Origin of the sequence: Microbacterium flavum, assembly GCF_018717645.1 — a bacterium.
Classification (GTDB): domain Bacteria; phylum Actinomycetota; class Actinomycetes; order Actinomycetales; family Microbacteriaceae; genus Microbacterium; species Microbacterium flavum.
Map to the genome: position 1 here is coordinate 240,426 of NZ_JAFLHG010000003.1, position 15,891 is coordinate 256,316.

The 15,891-nt window shown below is 69.6% G+C and carries 16 protein-coding genes, 1 tRNA gene and 1 other RNA gene; 12 read left to right on the plus strand and 6 right to left on the minus strand.

Annotated elements, in window-relative coordinates; translation table 11 throughout:
* Nucleotides 1-104: 104 nt before the first annotated feature.
* Nucleotides 105-776, minus strand: coding sequence for an SIMPL domain-containing protein (locus J0P97_RS04860; protein ID WP_215486638.1), 672 nt, complete (start codon nt 774-776; stop codon nt 105-107).
* Between the two features lie 86 nt (nt 777-862).
* Between J0P97_RS04860 and ssrA the strand changes: the two genes are divergently transcribed.
* Nucleotides 863-1,232, plus strand: a transfer-messenger RNA (tmRNA) gene (gene ssrA / locus J0P97_RS04865).
* A gap of 76 nt (nt 1,233-1,308) precedes the next feature.
* On the opposite strand, the gene J0P97_RS04870 is transcribed toward ssrA, so the two are convergent.
* Entirely contained in the window at nt 1,309-1,881 is a 573-nt protein-coding gene (locus J0P97_RS04870) for a nitrate ABC transporter substrate-binding protein (RefSeq protein ID WP_215486639.1), read from the minus strand.
* Entirely contained in the window at nt 1,878-2,720 is an 843-nt protein-coding gene (locus J0P97_RS04875) for an inositol monophosphatase family protein (RefSeq protein ID WP_282836834.1), read from the minus strand. Before J0P97_RS04875 ends, J0P97_RS04870 begins: the two co-directional genes overlap by 4 nt.
* Nucleotides 2,721-2,833: 113 nt before the next feature.
* Here J0P97_RS04875 and J0P97_RS04880 point away from each other — a divergent pair.
* Nucleotides 2,834-2,909 (plus strand) — tRNA-Lys (locus J0P97_RS04880).
* 100 nt (nt 2,910-3,009) lie between these two features.
* Here the strand turns inward: J0P97_RS04880 and J0P97_RS04885 are convergent.
* Entirely contained in the window at nt 3,010-4,323 is a 1,314-nt protein-coding gene (locus tag J0P97_RS04885; RefSeq protein WP_215486641.1) for a DUF1254 domain-containing protein, read from the minus strand.
* A gap of 96 nt (nt 4,324-4,419) precedes the next feature.
* Between J0P97_RS04885 and J0P97_RS04890 the strand changes: the two genes are divergently transcribed.
* On the plus strand, nt 4,420-5,358 hold the full coding sequence (locus J0P97_RS04890; protein WP_215486642.1) for a DUF1254 domain-containing protein: 939 nt from the start codon (nt 4,420-4,422) through the stop codon (nt 5,356-5,358).
* 97 nt (nt 5,359-5,455) lie between these two features.
* On the opposite strand, the gene J0P97_RS04895 is transcribed toward J0P97_RS04890, so the two are convergent.
* Both J0P97_RS04895 and J0P97_RS04900 read right to left on the minus strand, forming a co-directional pair.
* Nucleotides 5,456-6,682 carry an MFS transporter gene (locus tag J0P97_RS04895; protein ID WP_215486643.1) on the minus strand — a complete coding sequence of 409 codons (1,227 nt, stop codon included), beginning with the start codon at nt 6,680-6,682 and terminating at the stop codon, nt 5,456-5,458.
* Nucleotides 6,679-7,134 carry a MarR family winged helix-turn-helix transcriptional regulator gene (locus J0P97_RS04900; RefSeq protein WP_215486644.1) on the minus strand — a complete coding sequence of 152 codons (456 nt, stop codon included), beginning with the start codon at nt 7,132-7,134 and terminating at the stop codon, nt 6,679-6,681. The genes J0P97_RS04895 and J0P97_RS04900 overlap by 4 nt, the downstream gene beginning before the upstream one ends.
* A gap of 157 nt (nt 7,135-7,291) precedes the next feature.
* On the opposite strand from J0P97_RS04900, the gene J0P97_RS04905 reads away from it, so the two are divergent.
* The 9 genes from J0P97_RS04905 to J0P97_RS04945 are packed head-to-tail and all read left to right on the plus strand — an operon-like array spanning nt 7,292 to nt 15,890.
* Complete coding sequence (locus J0P97_RS04905) at nt 7,292-8,509, plus strand: substrate-binding domain-containing protein (RefSeq protein ID WP_215486645.1); 1,218 nt, start codon at nt 7,292-7,294, stop codon at nt 8,507-8,509.
* A gap of 4 nt (nt 8,510-8,513) precedes the next feature.
* On the plus strand, nt 8,514-9,290 hold the full coding sequence (locus tag J0P97_RS04910) for an ABC transporter ATP-binding protein (RefSeq protein ID WP_215486646.1): 777 nt from the start codon (nt 8,514-8,516) through the stop codon (nt 9,288-9,290).
* Nucleotides 9,287-10,009: an ABC transporter ATP-binding protein gene (locus J0P97_RS04915; RefSeq protein ID WP_215486647.1), complete on the plus strand. Its 723-nt coding sequence runs from the start codon at nt 9,287-9,289 to the stop codon at nt 10,007-10,009. The genes J0P97_RS04910 and J0P97_RS04915 overlap by 4 nt, the downstream gene beginning before the upstream one ends.
* A complete protein-coding gene (locus J0P97_RS04920) occupies nt 10,006-10,881 on the plus strand; it encodes a branched-chain amino acid ABC transporter permease (protein WP_215486648.1) in 876 nt (291 codons plus the stop codon). Before J0P97_RS04915 ends, J0P97_RS04920 begins: the two co-directional genes overlap by 4 nt.
* Nucleotides 10,878-12,020, plus strand: coding sequence for a branched-chain amino acid ABC transporter permease (locus tag J0P97_RS04925; protein WP_215486649.1), 1,143 nt, complete (start codon nt 10,878-10,880; stop codon nt 12,018-12,020). Before J0P97_RS04920 ends, J0P97_RS04925 begins: the two co-directional genes overlap by 4 nt.
* A complete protein-coding gene (locus tag J0P97_RS04930) occupies nt 12,017-13,561 on the plus strand; it encodes a class I adenylate-forming enzyme family protein (protein ID WP_215486650.1) in 1,545 nt (514 codons plus the stop codon). Before J0P97_RS04925 ends, J0P97_RS04930 begins: the two co-directional genes overlap by 4 nt.
* Nucleotides 13,554-14,249, plus strand: a complete 696-nt coding sequence (locus J0P97_RS04935) for a TetR/AcrR family transcriptional regulator (protein WP_215486651.1) — start codon at nt 13,554-13,556, stop codon at nt 14,247-14,249. Before J0P97_RS04930 ends, J0P97_RS04935 begins: the two co-directional genes overlap by 8 nt.
* The gene (locus tag J0P97_RS04940) at nt 14,242-14,994 is read left to right on the plus strand and encodes a 3-hydroxybutyrate dehydrogenase (RefSeq protein ID WP_215486652.1); all 753 of its coding nucleotides are present in this window, start codon (nt 14,242-14,244) and stop codon (nt 14,992-14,994) included. Before J0P97_RS04935 ends, J0P97_RS04940 begins: the two co-directional genes overlap by 8 nt.
* On the plus strand, nt 14,991-15,890 hold the full coding sequence (locus J0P97_RS04945; RefSeq protein ID WP_215486653.1) for an alpha/beta hydrolase: 900 nt from the start codon (nt 14,991-14,993) through the stop codon (nt 15,888-15,890). The genes J0P97_RS04940 and J0P97_RS04945 overlap by 4 nt, the downstream gene beginning before the upstream one ends.
* Nucleotide 15,891: the final 1 nt, after the last annotated feature.

The window sequence follows — 15,891 nt, forward strand, 5'->3', positions numbered from 1 at the left end:
GAGTCTGTGTGATCCTGCGGGGGTGGTGATGTGCCTGCGCGGGGGCCGGTACGGGGCCGCTCACGGATGCCGTGGGCGGCAGCGCGCGCCGGAGCGCGTGAGCGTCACTCGGCGCGGAAGCGCGCCTCCACAGCGGCGGTGACCACGATGTCGTCGGGTCGGAAGTCCACCGCGGGCGCTCCACCCACGGCATCCACGGCCATCGCGGCGCGCGCGAACATGCGCGGCGTGGGGGAGTCCGGCCCGTGGCCCCCGCCGAGGAGGCCCAGATCGGCGACCTCGATCGGGACGACGGTCGCGCGGCCGATCGCCGTGGCATACGCGGTCGCGCGCTCGACCGCGGCGGCCACGGCATCCGTCGCGACCTCGCGCTCGACCCGTGCGCGCGTCTCGGGGGTCAGCCGCCAATCGACGGTGCCGACCTGCAGGCCCTCCGTCGCGGCGATCGTGTTCAGCCAGTCGGAGAGGGCGAGGACGTCGGTGAACGTCGCCGTGAGTTCGACCGCGGCGTGATGCACCGGGTCGAGCTGGCGCCCCTCGCTGTTCCAGGGACGGTCCGCCCAGACCGAGACGCGCTGACTCGACCAGTCCGAGATGCCCCCGGCGGCCTTGCGCGCCGTGAGGTCGGCGCGCACCGGCTCGGCGAGGGCGGCGATGCGCTCCACAACGGCGCCGCGCTCCGGCCCGTCGGCGGTGGCGGCGACGTGGGCGACGGCGAGTTCGGGGATCACACGGGTCTCGCTGTCGCCGCGGACGGTGATGATGACATCGTTCATGGGATAGACTGTAACGCTCGGATGCCGACGGCTCCGCGCTCACAACTCCACAGCGTGACAGTGGCTCACCCTGCCGCAAGGCGCACGGGGCTGATCGGTTTCGACAGCGTCTGTGTAACTGCGGGAAGCGGGCCGAGGATGCAGGGTTATCTCGTAAACGACCTCTGCAAAAACATAGTTGCCGATGCAAAGCGCAACGACTTCGCCCTCGCTGCATAAGCGAGCCCGATAGTCCGTCAGACCGTAGGCGATCCCGCTACGGACCCTGGCGTCATCTAGGGATCTAGCTGTGTGACGGGGCCCCGACGTCACACGGGACTCTTCTGAGGCTGGGCTCGTCGACTTAGGTGTCTGTGACAAAGGTCGGAGCCGAGCAGAACGTCTTCACAGACTGCGCCCGGAGAAGACGCAGTATCTCAGCGTTGGACGGGGGTTCGATTCCCCCCAGCTCCACGACGCCACTGTCACCACGTGGATGACGTGAAGGCCGGCCCCTCTCTCGAGTTTCGAGAGAGGGGCCGGCCTTTCGCGTTCAGCGGAGCGGTCGCTGGATGAGCAGCAGGTTCTGCTTCGTGTCGGAGAGGGTGATCCACCCGTCGCCGAACTCGTACGTCATGCCGTAGCCGTTCTCGTCGACCGTGGGGGCCTGCGAGGCATCCTGGGTGAGGAACACGTTCTCGCCGTCGCTCTCGCGCTTCCAGCCCTGCTGTTCGAGGGACCGCTGGATCGTCGTCGCCTGGTCCCCGGTCAGTGAGGCCCAGCCGAAGAGGAGGAGCGCCCCGGACGGCTTGGCGAAGTCGGCCCAGGTGCACTCGATGCCGTCGTCGAGCGTGACCCCGGCGACCGCGAAGGGGGTCTCCTTGAAGCTCCAGCCCTTCTCGACCAGCTCGGCGTGCAGGTCCGGGATCACGAGCGCGTCGCACGTGACGCCGGGCGCGGTGGCATCCGGGCTGGACGTCGGATCCGTGCCCGCGACCGGCGGCGCGGTCGTCGGCGCGCCGGTGCCGACGGTCGCCGTCGGGTCGGGAGCGGCGCCGCCGCTGCAGCCGGCGAGAAGGAGGGCAGCGAGCGCGAGGGGCGCGAGGGCGGCGAGGCGGCGGGTCATCGGTCCGTTTCGGGGGAGGAGGTCAGCAGAGTGAGGAAGTCGTCGTGCAGGCGCCCGTTCGTCGCGAGCGAGGAGCGGGAGGAGATGCTCTCGACGCCGTCGATGTCGGTGAAGCGGCCACCGGCCTCGAGGATGATGGGGACGAGCGCTGCGATGTCGTACTCCTTCACGCCGAACTCGGCGACGAACTCGAGCCGCCCTTCGGCGAGCAGCATGTACGGCCAGGTGTCGCCGTAGCCGCGGTCGCGCCAGACGGAGCGGCTGAGCCGCAGGAGGTCGCCGGACCGGCCGACCTCATCCCACTGCGCGATCGACTGGAAACTCACGCTCGCCTCCGAGATCGCATCGACCGCGGAGACGCCGAGGCGTCGGACGGTGCCGTCCGGCGTGTTCGTCCAGGCGCCCTGGCCGGACGCCGCCCACCAGCGCCGTCCGAGCGCGGGCTGGCTCGCCACGCCGACGCGCGGCACTCCGTCGATCGCGAGGGCGATGAGGGTCGTCCACATCGGGATGCCCTTGAGGTAGTTCGCGGTGCCGTCGATGGGGTCGATGATCCACTGGCGGTGCGTTTCGCCCGAGGTGCCGTACTCCTCGCCGAGGATGCCGTCCGCGGGCCGCTCGGCGTCGAGGATGCCGCGGAGTGCGCGCTCGGTCGCAAGGTCCGCTTCGGTGACGTGGGAGGAATCGGCTTTCAGCTGCACCTCGAGATCGGCCGCGTCGAAGCGCGCCATCGCGACGGCATCCGCGGCATCCGCAAGTCGCAAAGCGAGCGCGAGGTCGCCCCGCAGGTCGCCGTCGAAGGGCGAAGTCCAGGAGGGCGTGGTGGCGGGGGAGGTCACCTGTCCAGGATACGTGCCGCCGTATGCTCGATTCGCGATGGCGCGCATCGGATGGTAACGTTGACCCTCGGTTCGCCCCTCCGGTTTCCACCGGGATGCGGCGGCCACGGTACGCACCTCTAGCTCAATCGGCAGAGCAATTGACTCTTAATCAATGGGTTCAGGGTTCAAGTCCCTGGGGGTGCACCACAACGAAGAACGACCCCCGATCCCGTGGAGACATCCGGATCGGGGGTCGTTCTCTTCTCGGAGAGTCGCGGCGTGCCCGGGTCGGGCTCTCACATGGCGGTCACTCGGTCTTGCGGAGTGGGGGCACTTCGTAGGCGCGGGAGAGGACAGCGGGGTCGGGCTCGTACATGCGCAGGACGGGGCGGAACTGACCGTTCGGTGCGGGCAGCCAATTCGCACGCGCGGTCGTCGCGGAGGGTTCGGTGTGGCTGATCGTGATGATCAGGGATCCGTCGTCTTCGTAGACGAGGTCGGGCGTGCGATCGCCGATGGAGTACCGGTCGATGGGGTTCTCGACGAGGTAGTAGTCCGGTACGTCGTACATGGTCAGCGACCAGAACGCATTCACGGGGGGCGTCGGGGCGAGGTGCAGCGTGTAGACGTTCTCTCCGGAGAGGGTGTCGCCGTCGGCGTCGACGTAGGTGGCGATGTAGGCCGCTTCGAACGCCTGATTCCCCCAGAGGCCGCCGAGTGCGGCGCCCGCTCGCTGGACGATGCGGCGCTGCGGATCATCGATGGTGAAGTCCGGATCATCGAGAGATCCGACCTCGAAGTAGTCGAGGTTGTAGTCGAAGGAGTGATACGTCAGATTCCACCCGCCGACGATCGCGTTGCCACCACCCGAGGCGAGGATCGCCTCGAGCGCCGCCTTGCCCTTTTCGAAGCCGGCGTGCAGGCTCGGGCTGTCGAGGGGGTCGGAACCGGTCAGGCCGAGGGTCGCGAAGCTCTCCTGCAGGCCACGGTCGCGAGGCGCGGGCGGGAACGCCTGGCTCCACGTCCGATACTTGCTCCAGAATTCCGCGGCGGCATCCGCCTCCGAGGCGGGCTCGTCGAGCCCGACCGGCGAGCGCGCGGGATCGAGGGGGGTCAGCGTCGTGGCATCCTGCAGGGCGTGGACGTTCTCGAGAGGTTCGCCGCTGTCGACCGCCCACCGGCCGACGATCGAGGCGATCCGCGTGGGGACGCGCACGACAGTCGCGCCGGTCGGAGCGTGGCCCGCCCAGTCGTGGGGAACGAGAAGGAACGTTCCCTCGCGTGTTCCGGTGGCGCGGTGGCCGATGTACGCGAAGTTGTTCGTCCACGCGTCGACGAACTGCAGGACGTAGTAGCGCCCGGCGGTATCGGGCACCTCGAGCAGGATCGGTCCGACGCTGAGATCGAGCTGCGCCATCGAGTACACGGTGTCGTTGTTGATGGTCACGAACCGGTCCGCGGGACCTGCCAACGATCGCGCGTGGCTGAACGAGTTCCACGGTGCCGCGGGATTCTTCCCGATTCCGGTGTGGACGTACCGACTGACCTGTTCGAGGTTGAACACGAGCGGGAAGCCGTAGAAGTATGCCTGGGCGGCGAGATCGTCGAGCGGGTCGGTCATCCTCCCAGTGTGGACCACGTCGGCCGATGGCTATCGTAGGTACACGGATTCGGTGGTCGCGGCGAGCGGGCCCGGCAGATCGACGGGAAGGTTCTTATGACGACGACGGTGACGATCGATAACTTCGCCCGTGCGGAGAGCGATGCGATGGTCCTGGGTATGCTGCCGACGATCGGTGGGCTCGGTGTGTTCTTCCACAATCGCGTTCTCGAACCGCTGTCGCGCCAGCCGATCATTCGTCAGAACCGGGACACTCTGTACTCCGCGGCGATCGTCGACCTGCGCGGCGGCGCACGGCTCACGATTCCCGACGTCGGTGACCGCTACGTGTCGGTGATGGTGGTCAACCAGGACCACTACGTCAACCGTGTGTTCCATTCGGCAGGCACCTACGATCTGACCGTCGAGGAGTTCGACACCGACTACGTCGTCGTCGCTGCGCGGATCCTGTTCGATCCGAACGATCCCGCCGATCTGCAGCGAGTCCACGAGCTGCAGGACGGTCTGCTGCTCGAAACCGGAGAGCAGCGGGACTTCTCGCCGGAGCCCTTCGATCCGGAATCGCAGAGGGCGATCCGCACAGCGCTCTTGACGCTGGGAAGCACCATGGGTGGTCTGACGAAGTGCTTCGGGCGCGCGGACGAAGTCGACCCCGTCCGCCACCTCGTGGGAACGGCACTCGGCTGGGGCGGACTGCCCGACGCGGAGGCCTCCTACATCACGATCGAGCCCGGCCTCCCGAGGGGTCGATACACCATGACGTTCGACGACGTACCCGCGGACGCATTCTGGTCACTCAGCGTCTACAACGCGGCCGGCTACTTCGAACCCGGGCCCGAAGAACTCACCAACGTGAACTCCGTCTTCGCGCTCAAGAACCCCGACGGCACCACCACCGTGCACCTCGGCGATTGGGACTCGTCCACACCCAATCGTGTCGACCTTCCCGAAGGGTGGAACTTCATGATCCGCCTGTACCGCCCGAGGCTCGACGAGCTGGCGACATGGGAAGTCCCCATCGTCCACGCCGGGTGAGGTGTCGCCGCTGACTTGAAGCGGAAAGAGGCACCAGAATCGGATGCCACGGGCCGTGGCATCCGATTCTGGTGGCGTTCTGCGGATACTGCGCGGATCAGGCGGCGTCGCCGATGAGGATCGCGGCGGCTTCCTCGGGGGCGTCCGCTTCGTGGGCGTCGATCCGCGCGAGCGCGGGACGACCGAAGAGGATCACCGCGGCGGAGATCACGACGGATGCGGCGGCGAAGTAGAACGGCACCGACGCGCCGGCCGCGTGCCAGAGAGCCGCGGCGATCGGGGGAGCGGCAGCCCCGCCCAGGAACCGCACCGCGGAATACGCCGATGACGCCACCGAGCGCGGGAGATCGGTGGCCTCCATCACCGATTCCGTGAGGATCGTGTTCATGAGCCCGAGGAACAGTCCGCCGACGATGATGCAGGTCACGAGGGCGGCCGGGGTGGCGACCACGAGCCCCGCGACGACGAGGTCGAGTGCGAGCAGCGGCAGGACGATCAGCATCGCGGTGCTCCGCGAGAGACTCCGCAGGAGCAGCGGGGCGACCCAGACGCTCGTGACGGCCAGGGCGACCCCCCAGCCGAAGAACGTCAGGCCGATGCCCATCGCGCCGAAGCCGAGGGGGAACGGGGAGAACGCCAGCAGCACGAAGAAGCCGATGTTGTAGAAGAGCGCGGCGATCGCGAGCACGGCCAGAGCCGGCCGGCCGAGCGCCTTGAAGGGGGCCGACAGGGCGACCGGTGTGCGCTGCTCTCCCGAAGAGCGGACGAGTACGAGCACGGCGACGAACCCGATCGCCATCAGCGCGACGACGCCGAAGAACGGTCCGCGCCAGCTGATCTCGCCCAGGATGCCGCCCAGAAGCGGGCCGATCGCGATGCCGAGCCCGAGGGCGGCCTCGTAGAGGATGATCGCGGCGGAGGACCCGCCCGATGCCGCGCCCACGATCGTCGCGAGGGCGGTCGAGATGAACAGGGCGTTGCCGAGCCCCCACCCGGCGCGGAAGCCGATGACGGCGTCGACGCTGCCCGAGAGGGCGCACAGCAGCGCGAAGACGACGATGAGACCGAGACCGATGAGGAGCGTCGCCTTCGTGCCGATGCGCGAGGAGATCCAGCTCGTGAAGAGCATCGCGAGGCCGGTCACGACGAGGTAGCTCGTGAACAGCAGCTCCGTCTCGACGGGGCTGGCCTGCAGCGACTCGGCGATCGCGGGGAGGATCGGGTCGACCAGGCCGATGCCCATGAACGCGATGACGCAGGCGAACGCGACCGCCCACACCTGCGCGGGCTGGCGCCACACGCTGACCTTCGCCGCGGCGCTCATCGGGCGTCCGCCAGGGCGGGAGCGACCGCGGGAGCGACGAGGCGCGTGCGTGCCTGAACGATGTCGGCGGCCCGGCGGATCGCGGTCCAGTCGTCGTCGTCGAGATCGGCGAAGCGCGGGGCGAGCGCGCGCCCGAGCACCTGCATCCACTCGTCGAGGGCGGCGAGGCCGGCCTCCGTGACGCTCACGACCGTCGCGCGGGAGTCGTGCGCGTCGACGCCGCGCTCGAGGAGCCCCTCGCTCGTCATCTGCGCGACGAGCCGTGTCATCCCCGGCTGTGTCACGCGGCTGAGCGCCGCGAGGTCGCCGATCCGCTGCGGTCCGTACTCGCGGAGCAGGGAGATCGTGCGCCACTGCGCCGCGGGGGCTTCGGTCCGGGTCTCGAGCGACGCGATGCGCGTCAGAGCGTGCGCACCCGTCACGAGCCGGAGGATGTCTTCGTCGTGTTGCATACCCCAAGTATATACCCACGGTATGCAACGCAGACGGGTTATCCGATCGTGACCTGCGAGGGACCGCGTCGCATTTGACACGATCGGCAAACCTGAACAGACTCTCAGTATCTGAATCAGATTTCAGGTCCTCCTTCCAATGGTGAAAGGCACGCACATGCGGGTTACGAAGAAGTCGCTCCCGAAGACAGCACTCGTCGGCGCCGTGGTGGCCACGGCCGCCCTCGCCCTGGCGGCCTGCGCGCCGCAGGCATCCACCGCCGATCCCTCCGACTCCGCCGCCGCGGGCCCCGCGGAGATCACGGTCGGCGTCATCACGAGTGAGACCGGCCCCCTCGCGAGCTACGGCAAGCAGTACCTCGACGGCTTCAAGGCCGGCCTTGAGTGGGCCACGGACGGCTCCGACGAGGTCAACGGCACGAAGATCACGATCGACTACCGCGACGACGCCGGCGACCCAGACACGGCCGTGGGTGCCGCGAAGGACCTCATCGGCTCGGGCGTGAACATCCTCGCCGGCAGCGCGTCCTCGGGCGTCGCGGCCGCCGTGGCCGAGCAGGCCGGGCAGAACAAGGTCCTCTTCATCTCCGGCCCCGCCGCCGCCGACGCCATCACCGGCATCAACGGCTACACGTTCCGCTCCGGTCGCCAGTCGGCGCAGGACGTCGCGACCGCAGGAACCTTCCTCGGCGACATCAAGGGCAAGAAGATCACGGTCCTCGCTCAGAACAACGCGTTCGGCCAGGGCAACGAGGCCGCCGTCAAGGCGATCCTCGGTGGCAAGGGTGCGACCGTGGACAGCGTGCTCGTCGCGGAGGACGTGACCGAGTTCACCCCGTTCGCGCAGCAGGTGCTCGCCGGCAGCCCCGATCTCGTGTTCGTCGCGTGGGCCGGCGCCACCTCCGGCGCGATGTGGCAGGCCATGAGCCAGCAGGGCGTTCTGGATGCCGTCCCCGTCGTCACCGGTCTCGGCGACTCGGCGACGTTCGGCGCCTACGGCGAGGCTTCGGAGAAGATCAGCTTCCTGAACCACTACTTCGCGGGCGCACCCGACAACGAGGTCAACGACAAGATGGTCGCAGCGGTCGAGCAGGCCGGCGGCACCCCCGACCTGTTCACCCCCGACGGCTTCAACGCGGCCATCATGATCGTCCAGGCGATCAAGGAGGGCAAGGGCGACGTCGACGCGATGGTCAGCGCTCTCAAGGGCTACTCGTTCGAAGGCCCCAAGGGCGACCTCACGGTGCGCGCCAGCGACCACGCGCTGATCCAGGACATGTACCAGGTGAAGCTCGTCGCCTCCGGTTCCGGCTTCGCGCCCGAGCTCGTCAAGACCGTCCCGGCCGACGAGGTCGCCCCGGCGGAGAAGCAGTAACACGATGAGCGCTCCTGTCCCGTCCGCGCTGCAGATCTCGGGCCTCGGCCTGCAGATCGGCGGTGCGACCATCCTGAAAGACGTCGACCTCGACATCGCGCCCGGCAGCCTCGTCGGCGTGATCGGTCCCAACGGCGCCGGCAAGACCACGTTGTTCAACGTGATCTCCGGAGTCTCGCGGCCCACATCGGGGACGATCCTGATGAACGGTGAGGACATCACCCGCTCGTCTGTGCCCCAGCGGGCGCGGGCGGGACTGGGGCGCACCTTCCAGACCTCGAGCCTCTTCCCGCGCCTGAGCGTGCTGGAGAACGTGCGGATCGCAGCGCAGGTCTCCCGGGGCGGCAACTACTCGCTCCTGCGCTTCCCGAAGCGGTCGGATGCCGCGACCGAGCACGCACTGGCGCAGCTCGTCAAGGTCGGGCTCACCCACAAGCTCGACACCGCCGCCGGCGACATCTCGCACGGCGACAAGCGCAAGCTCGAGATCGCGGTGCTGCTCGCGACCCAGGCATCCATCGTCCTCCTCGATGAGCCCATGGCGGGCGTCGCCTCGGGGGATGTGGCGGGTCTCGTCGAGAACATCCGCGACCTGCAGCGCGAGACCGGCTGCACCGTCCTCATGGTCGAGCACCACATCGACGTCCTCATGGGCCTCGTCGACAAGGTCGCCGTCATGTACTCGGGGTCGATCATCGCGTACGACCGTCCTCAGCAGATCATGGCCGACCCGCTCGTGCAGAGCGCCTACCTCGGCCGCACGGAAGGAAGCGCCGCATGAGCGTCACCACTGCGCCGCCCATCCTCACCGTCCGGAACCTCTCCGCCTCCATCGCGGGACAGCAGGTCGTCGAGTCGGTGTCGTTCGAGGTGCCCGCCACCGGCATCACCGCCGTCCTCGGCCGCAACGGCGTCGGCAAGACCTCGACGATCCGCGCGATCCTCGGCCTCATCCACCGTCGCGGCGAGGTGACCCTCGCGGGTGAGCGGATCGACGGACTGCCCACCCATCGGATCGTCCAGCGCGGGGTGGGCTACGTGCCGGAGGACCGTGAGGTCTTCGCCGGGCTCACGGTGGCGGAGAACCTCGCCCTCGCCGAGCGCGACAAGAATCCGCGCCGCGAGTTCGTCGCCGAGCTGTTCCCCGACCTCGTCGCGCGACGCGCCCAGGCGGCCGGGACCCTGTCGGGCGGTCAGCAGCAGATGGTCTCCGTGGCCCGCGCGCTCCTCAACGAGAACCAGATCCTCCTGGTCGACGAACCCACGAAGGGCCTGGCCCCGAAGATCGTCGGCGAGGTCGCGGATGCGCTGGAAGAGGCATCCAAGATCGTCCCCATCCTCCTCGTCGAGCAGAACCTCGATGTCGTCCGGCGCCTCGCGCAGGGCGCCGTGGTGATCGCCGGGGGGCGGGTCGTGCACACGGGGTCCGCCCGCGAGATCCTCGACGACGACTCCCTCACCACGCGCCTGCTCGGCGTCAGCGCGGAGGTCCACTCATGAGCAGCATCGTCCTCATCCTCCTCACGGGCGTCGGGCTCGGGGCCCTCTACTTCCTCGTCGCCTCCGGCCTGAGCCTCATCTACGGCCTGATGCACGTGCTCAATTTCGCGCACGGCGCGTTCCTCACTCTCAGCGCCTTCGTGGGCTGGCAGGTCGCGCAGGCGCTCGGCACCGCATCCTGGGGCTCCTTCCTCATCTCGGTGCTCGTCGGCGCGGCGGTGGGCGCGATCTTCGCGACGCTCACCGAGTTGATCCTCATCCGCCCCCTGTACGAACGGCACATCGAACAGGTCCTCGTCACGGTCGGCCTCTCCTTCGCGGCCGTCGCCCTCTTCGAGGGGATCTGGGGAACGGATGCCGTCAACATCGCCGGTCCGCCGTGGCTGAAGGGCACGACCGAGGTCCTCGGCGCGCGCATCCCGAACACGTACTGGGTGCTGATGATCGCGGCGACGCTCGTCCTCGTGGGTCTCGTGCTGTTCCTCAAGAAGACCCGGTACGGCATGATCATCCGCGCCGGCGTGGAGAACCGCTCGATGGTCACCGCCCTGGGCATCGATGTGCGCAAGAGCTTCACGCTCGTCTTCGCCATCGGGGGAGCGGCGGCCGGCATCGGCGGCGTCCTCGCGATGCACTACACGACCTTCGTCTCCGCCCACCTCGGGGCGACCCTGCTCATCTTCGCGTTCATCGTGACGGTGATCGGCGGGCTCGGCTCGCTCACGGGGGCGGCCATCGCATCGGTGATCGTCGCGGTGCTGCAGCAGTTCGCGAACGTCTACCTGAACGGCACGGGCGACTTCATCGTCGTCGTCCTGCTCGCCGTCGTCCTGCTGGTGCGCCCCACCGGCCTCATGGGGAGGAAAGCATGACCGTCACCACCGGGGTCCCCACCCTCGTCCGCGGACGCTCGGGCGCCTACCTCCCCTTCATCGTCGGCGGCGCGCTCGTCGTGCTCATGGCGGTCCTGCCGCTCCTGAACATCCAGATCCCCGGTGTGCTGCCCGGCGCGACCTACACGCCGGGCACCCTCGCGCTCCTCTCGCTGTGCATGGTGTTCGCGGCCCTCGCGCTGTCGTACAACCTGCTCCTCGGCACGGGCGGGATGCTCTCCTTCGGGCACGCGCTCTACTTCGGGGCCGGATCGTACGGTCTCGGGCTGGCCCTCCAGTTCTTCGGCGTGCCGCTCTGGCCGGGTGTCTTCATCGCCCTCCTCGGCGGGATGGTGATCGCCGTGTTCACCGGTGCGATCTCGATGCGGGTCTCCGGCATCCCGTTCGCCATGGTCACGCTCGCCTTCGCGCAGGCGGGTTCCGTCCTCGTCCGGCGCAACCAGCAGGTCACGGGCGGCGAGGAGGGCCTGCGACTGCCGGTCGCGCAGGTGCCGGAGTGGCTCGTCGGGGTCGTCAACACCCGGAACCTCTACTGGTTCACCCTCGTGGTGCTCGTCGTCGTGTACCTCATCGTCCTGTGGGTGGACCGTTCCCGGCTCGGGCATCTCGCGCAGGCGACCCGCGAGAACGAGCTGCGGGTGCAGGTGCTGGGCCTTCGGCCGTACACCGCGAAGCTCATCGTGTTCGTCGTCGCGGCGCTGTGCGCCTCCCTCGCCGGGATCGCGTACATGCTCCTGCAGTCGGGCACGCAACCCTCGAGTGTCGGCGCCGATCTGACGATCACGGTGCTCGTGATGGTCGTCCTCGGTGGCGTCGGGTTCCGCTGGGGTGCGATCGTAGGCGGTGTGCTCTACACGATCCTGGATCAGCGCCTGACCGTGCTCTCCCGCGCGGAGTGGATCCACTCCCTGCCGGACGTTCTGCGCATCCCGCTCTCGGAGCCCCTGTTCATCCTGGGCGTGCTGTTCATCCTCGTGGTGATGTTCCTCCCGGGGGGCATCGCCGGCACGATCGACGCCGCGGTGCGCCGTCGACGGGGTGAGCGGACGCGGTCGCAGCTGCGCCAGATCGACGAGTCGGACGAGCCCGCCGCCGAGCAGGTGGAGGCGCGGGTATGACGCTCGACGGTCCGCACACGATCGGTCGCTGGCTGACCGACCGCGCGGTCGGCTCTCCCCGCCGCACCGCGATCGATGACCGCGGCGTCCGGATCGGCTACGGCGAGCTCGAGGAGCGGGCCGCGGCGCTTGCCGACGCCCTGCGCCGCCGCGGTTACGGCCCGGGAGACCGCATCGCGACCGTCTCGGGCAACTCCATCGACCACGTGGTCGCCTTCTTCGCGTGCGCCAAGACCGGGATCGCGTTCGTGCCGCTGTCCTGGCGTCTCGCACCCCGCGAGCTGGGCGAGGTCCTCGCGCAGTCGGACCCCACCCTGGTCCTCATCGAGGACGAGTACGAGGGCCTCGCCGCAGAGGCACTGCGGCGCGTGCCGCGGCCTCTGCCGGCGTGCGCCCTCGGGACGACGGGCGTCGAGGCATCCGTCCCGGTGCGCGCGGGCGCCCCCGCCCCCCGGCGCGCCGTCCGCGACGACGATCCGCTCCTCGTCATCTACACCTCCGGGAGCGAGGCGGCGCCGAAGGGCGTCGTCCTCACGCACGCGAACTGCTTCTGGAACAACCTGGCCCTCGCGGGCGCGCAGCAGCTGACGAGTGAGGACATCGTCCTCTCGATGCTCCCGCAGTTCCACATCGCCGCGTGGAACTGCCAGCCGCTGCTGGCCTGGTGGGTGGGGGCGACGGTCGTGCTGGAGCGGTCCTTCCAGCCCCAGCGGATCCTGCAGCTGCTCGCCGAGCGGGGCGTGACGGCCATGATGGGCGTGCCCACCCAGTACCGCCTGCTCGCCGACGATCCCGCCTTCGCGCAGGTCGCCGCGGGCCCCTTGCGCCAGGCGCTCGTCGGCGGCGCCACCCTGCCCGCCGACCTCGCGGCGTGCTGGGCCGCCGCCGGCGTGCCGCTGACGCAGGGGTACGGGCTCACGGAGGCCGCCCCGAACGTGCTCTGCCTGCCGGCGTCGGACAGCGGGCTCTTCCCCGGAGCCGTCGGTCGTCCGTATCCCCACGTGGACGTCCGCATCGTCGACACCGCGACAGGCCTCGCGCTCTCCGGCCAGGCGACGGGGGAGCTGTGGGTGCGCGGGCCGAGCGTCTTTGCCGGCTACCTGCACGACGCGGAGGCGACGGCGCGGGTGATGTCCGGCGAGTGGCTGCGCACCGGCGACATCGTCCACCGTGATGCCGCGGGCGTCTACCGGATCGTCGACCGGCTGAAGGACATCTTCATCTCCGGGGGCGAGAACGTCGCGCCCGCCGAGGTCGAGCGGGCGCTGTGCCTGCATCCCGGCATCCTCGAGGCCGCTGTCGTCGGCGTGCCGGACGCGGTGTGGGGCGAGCGCGGCGTCGCGTTCGTCGTCCGCGCCGAGGGGGCGGTGCTCGGCGAGGACGAGGTGCTCGCGCACGCCCGTGCGGAGCTCGCGGGCTACAAGGTGCCGGTGCGGATCGCGTTCGTCCAGTCCTTGCCCCGCTCGACGATCGAGAAGCTCGCCCGCTCGCGGCTGCGCCGTCGCGCCGCCGACCTGATGAAGGAGACCGTCGATGGATGACACCGCATCGCACCTGATCGCGGAGACCGCCGACCCGGCCCCTGCGCTGTCGGCGACCGGCAAGCCGCTCACCAAACGCGGAGAGGCGACGAGGCGGAAGCTCCTCGAAGCCGCCGAGCAGGTCTTCGCGAGCCTCGGCTACCACGAGGCATCCATCGTGAAGATCACCGAGAGGGCCGGCATCGGCCTCGGGACCTTCTACCTCTACTTCGACAGCAAGCAGCAGATCTTCGAAGAGCTCGTCGTCGATCTGAACCGACGTGTGCGCCACTCCATGAGTGAGGCCATGGCGGGGGCATCGGGACGCATCGAGGCCGAGCGCGCCGGCTTCGAGGGCTTCTTCCGCTTCACGGCGGCCCATCCCGCGCTCTACCGCATCGTGCGGGAGGCGGAGTTCGTCTCGCCCGAGATGCTGCGCCTGCACTACACCCGCATCGTCGACGGCTACGAGGCGGGGCTCCGCGCCGCGCAGCGCGACGGGGAGGTCGACGCGGGCCTCGACCCCGAGGTCACGGCGTGGGCCCTGATGGGAGCGGGCGAGCTCATCGGCATGCGCTACCTCCTCTGGGAGCGCGACGAGTCCGGTGCCGCCCCCACCGAGATGCCCGACGCGATCATCGACCACATGACGAGATTCATCCGCAACGCGCTCGACGCGCGCCGCACCCCCGGAGGTGGGAATGACTGAGCAGGACCTGACGGGCCACCGCGCACTCGTGACGGGCGGTGCCAGCGGCATCGGCCTCGCGTGCGCGCAGGAGTTCGCCGCGCGCGGAGCACACGTGATCGTCGCCGACTTCAACGCCGAGGCCGCGAACGAGGCTGCCGGAGCCCTCGGCGGCGAGGCCTGGGTCGTCGACCTGTCGGACACCGCCGCCCAGGAGGATCTGACCCTCGACGTCGACATCCTCGTGAACAACGCCGGCATCCAGACGGTCGCCCCGATCGAGGAGTTCGACCCCGAGCGGTGGCGTTTCATGCATCGGCTCATGGTCGAGTCGCCCTTCCTTCTCATCCGCGCGGCGCTCCCCGGGATGTACGCCCGCGGCTGGGGCCGGGTCATCAACATCTCCAGCGCCCACGGCCTCCGTGCGAGCGCGTTCAAGTCCGCCTACGTCTCGGCCAAGCACGCCCTCGAGGGGCTGTCGAAGGTGACGGCGCTCGAAGGCGGCCCGCACGGCGTGACGAGCAACTGCATCAACCCCGCGTACGTGCGCACCCCTCTCGTCGAGAAGCAGATCACCGATCAGGCGAAGGTCCACGGCATCCCGGAGAGCGAGGTGGTCGAGAAGATCATGCTCACCGAGGGTGTCGTCAAGCGCCTCGTCGAAGCCGACGAGGTCGCCTCGCTGGTCGGATGGCTCGCCTCGCACAAGGCCGGAATGGTGACGGGCGCGAGCTACACCATCGACGGCGGCTGGACCGCACGATGACGCGCGCTCGGCGCGAGGTGCGCGTCCCGGTCGCCGGGGGAGACCTCGCCGTCGGCGTGTGGGACGCCGCGGAGCCCGATGCCCCGACGATCCTGGCGATCCACGGCGTCACCTCCTCCCATCTGGCCTGGGAGAACCTCGCCGACGCTCTCCCGGGAGTGCGCATCATCGCGCCCGACCTCCGCGGACGGGGGCGCAGCAACGAGCTCGTCGGCCCCGCCGGCATGCTCAGCCACGCCGACGACCTCGCGGCGGTCGCCCGCGCGCACGGGCTCGGCCCCACCGTCGTCGTCGCGCACTCGATGGGAGCGTTCGTCGCCGTCGCCTTCGCGGCGCGGCATCCGGACCTCGTCGCGCGACTGCTCCTCGTGGATGGAGGGCTGCCCCTGGGGGCACCCGCCGGCCTCGACGCCGACGAGCTGGTCGGCGCGATCCTCGGTCCGACCGCGGCGCGGCTCAACCTGCGGTTCGCGGATGTCGCGGAGTACCTCGACTTCTGGCGCGACCACCCCGCGTTCGCCGCGGACTGGACGCCCGCGCTCGAGCGCTACCTGGCGTACGACCTCGTGCCCGCGGGAGACGGCGGGCTCCGCCCCGCGACGTCGTACGCGACGACCGTCGAGGACACCGTCGACATGAACACGACGACGACCGTCGTCGACTCGCTCGCCGCGCTGTCGCGACCTGCGCTCCTCATCACCGTGCCGCGCGGGCTGCAGGACGAGGCGCCCGGGCTGTATCCGGACGAGCACCTGCGCGGTCTGCTGGCCGCCTACCCCGACATCGCCCACGAGCGCTGGGAGGGGTTCAACCACTACACCGTCGTCCTCAGTGCCTCCGGCGCCGCGCGGATCGCCGCCGCCGTCGAACGGGAGCTGTCGCTCGCCACAGCGTGAG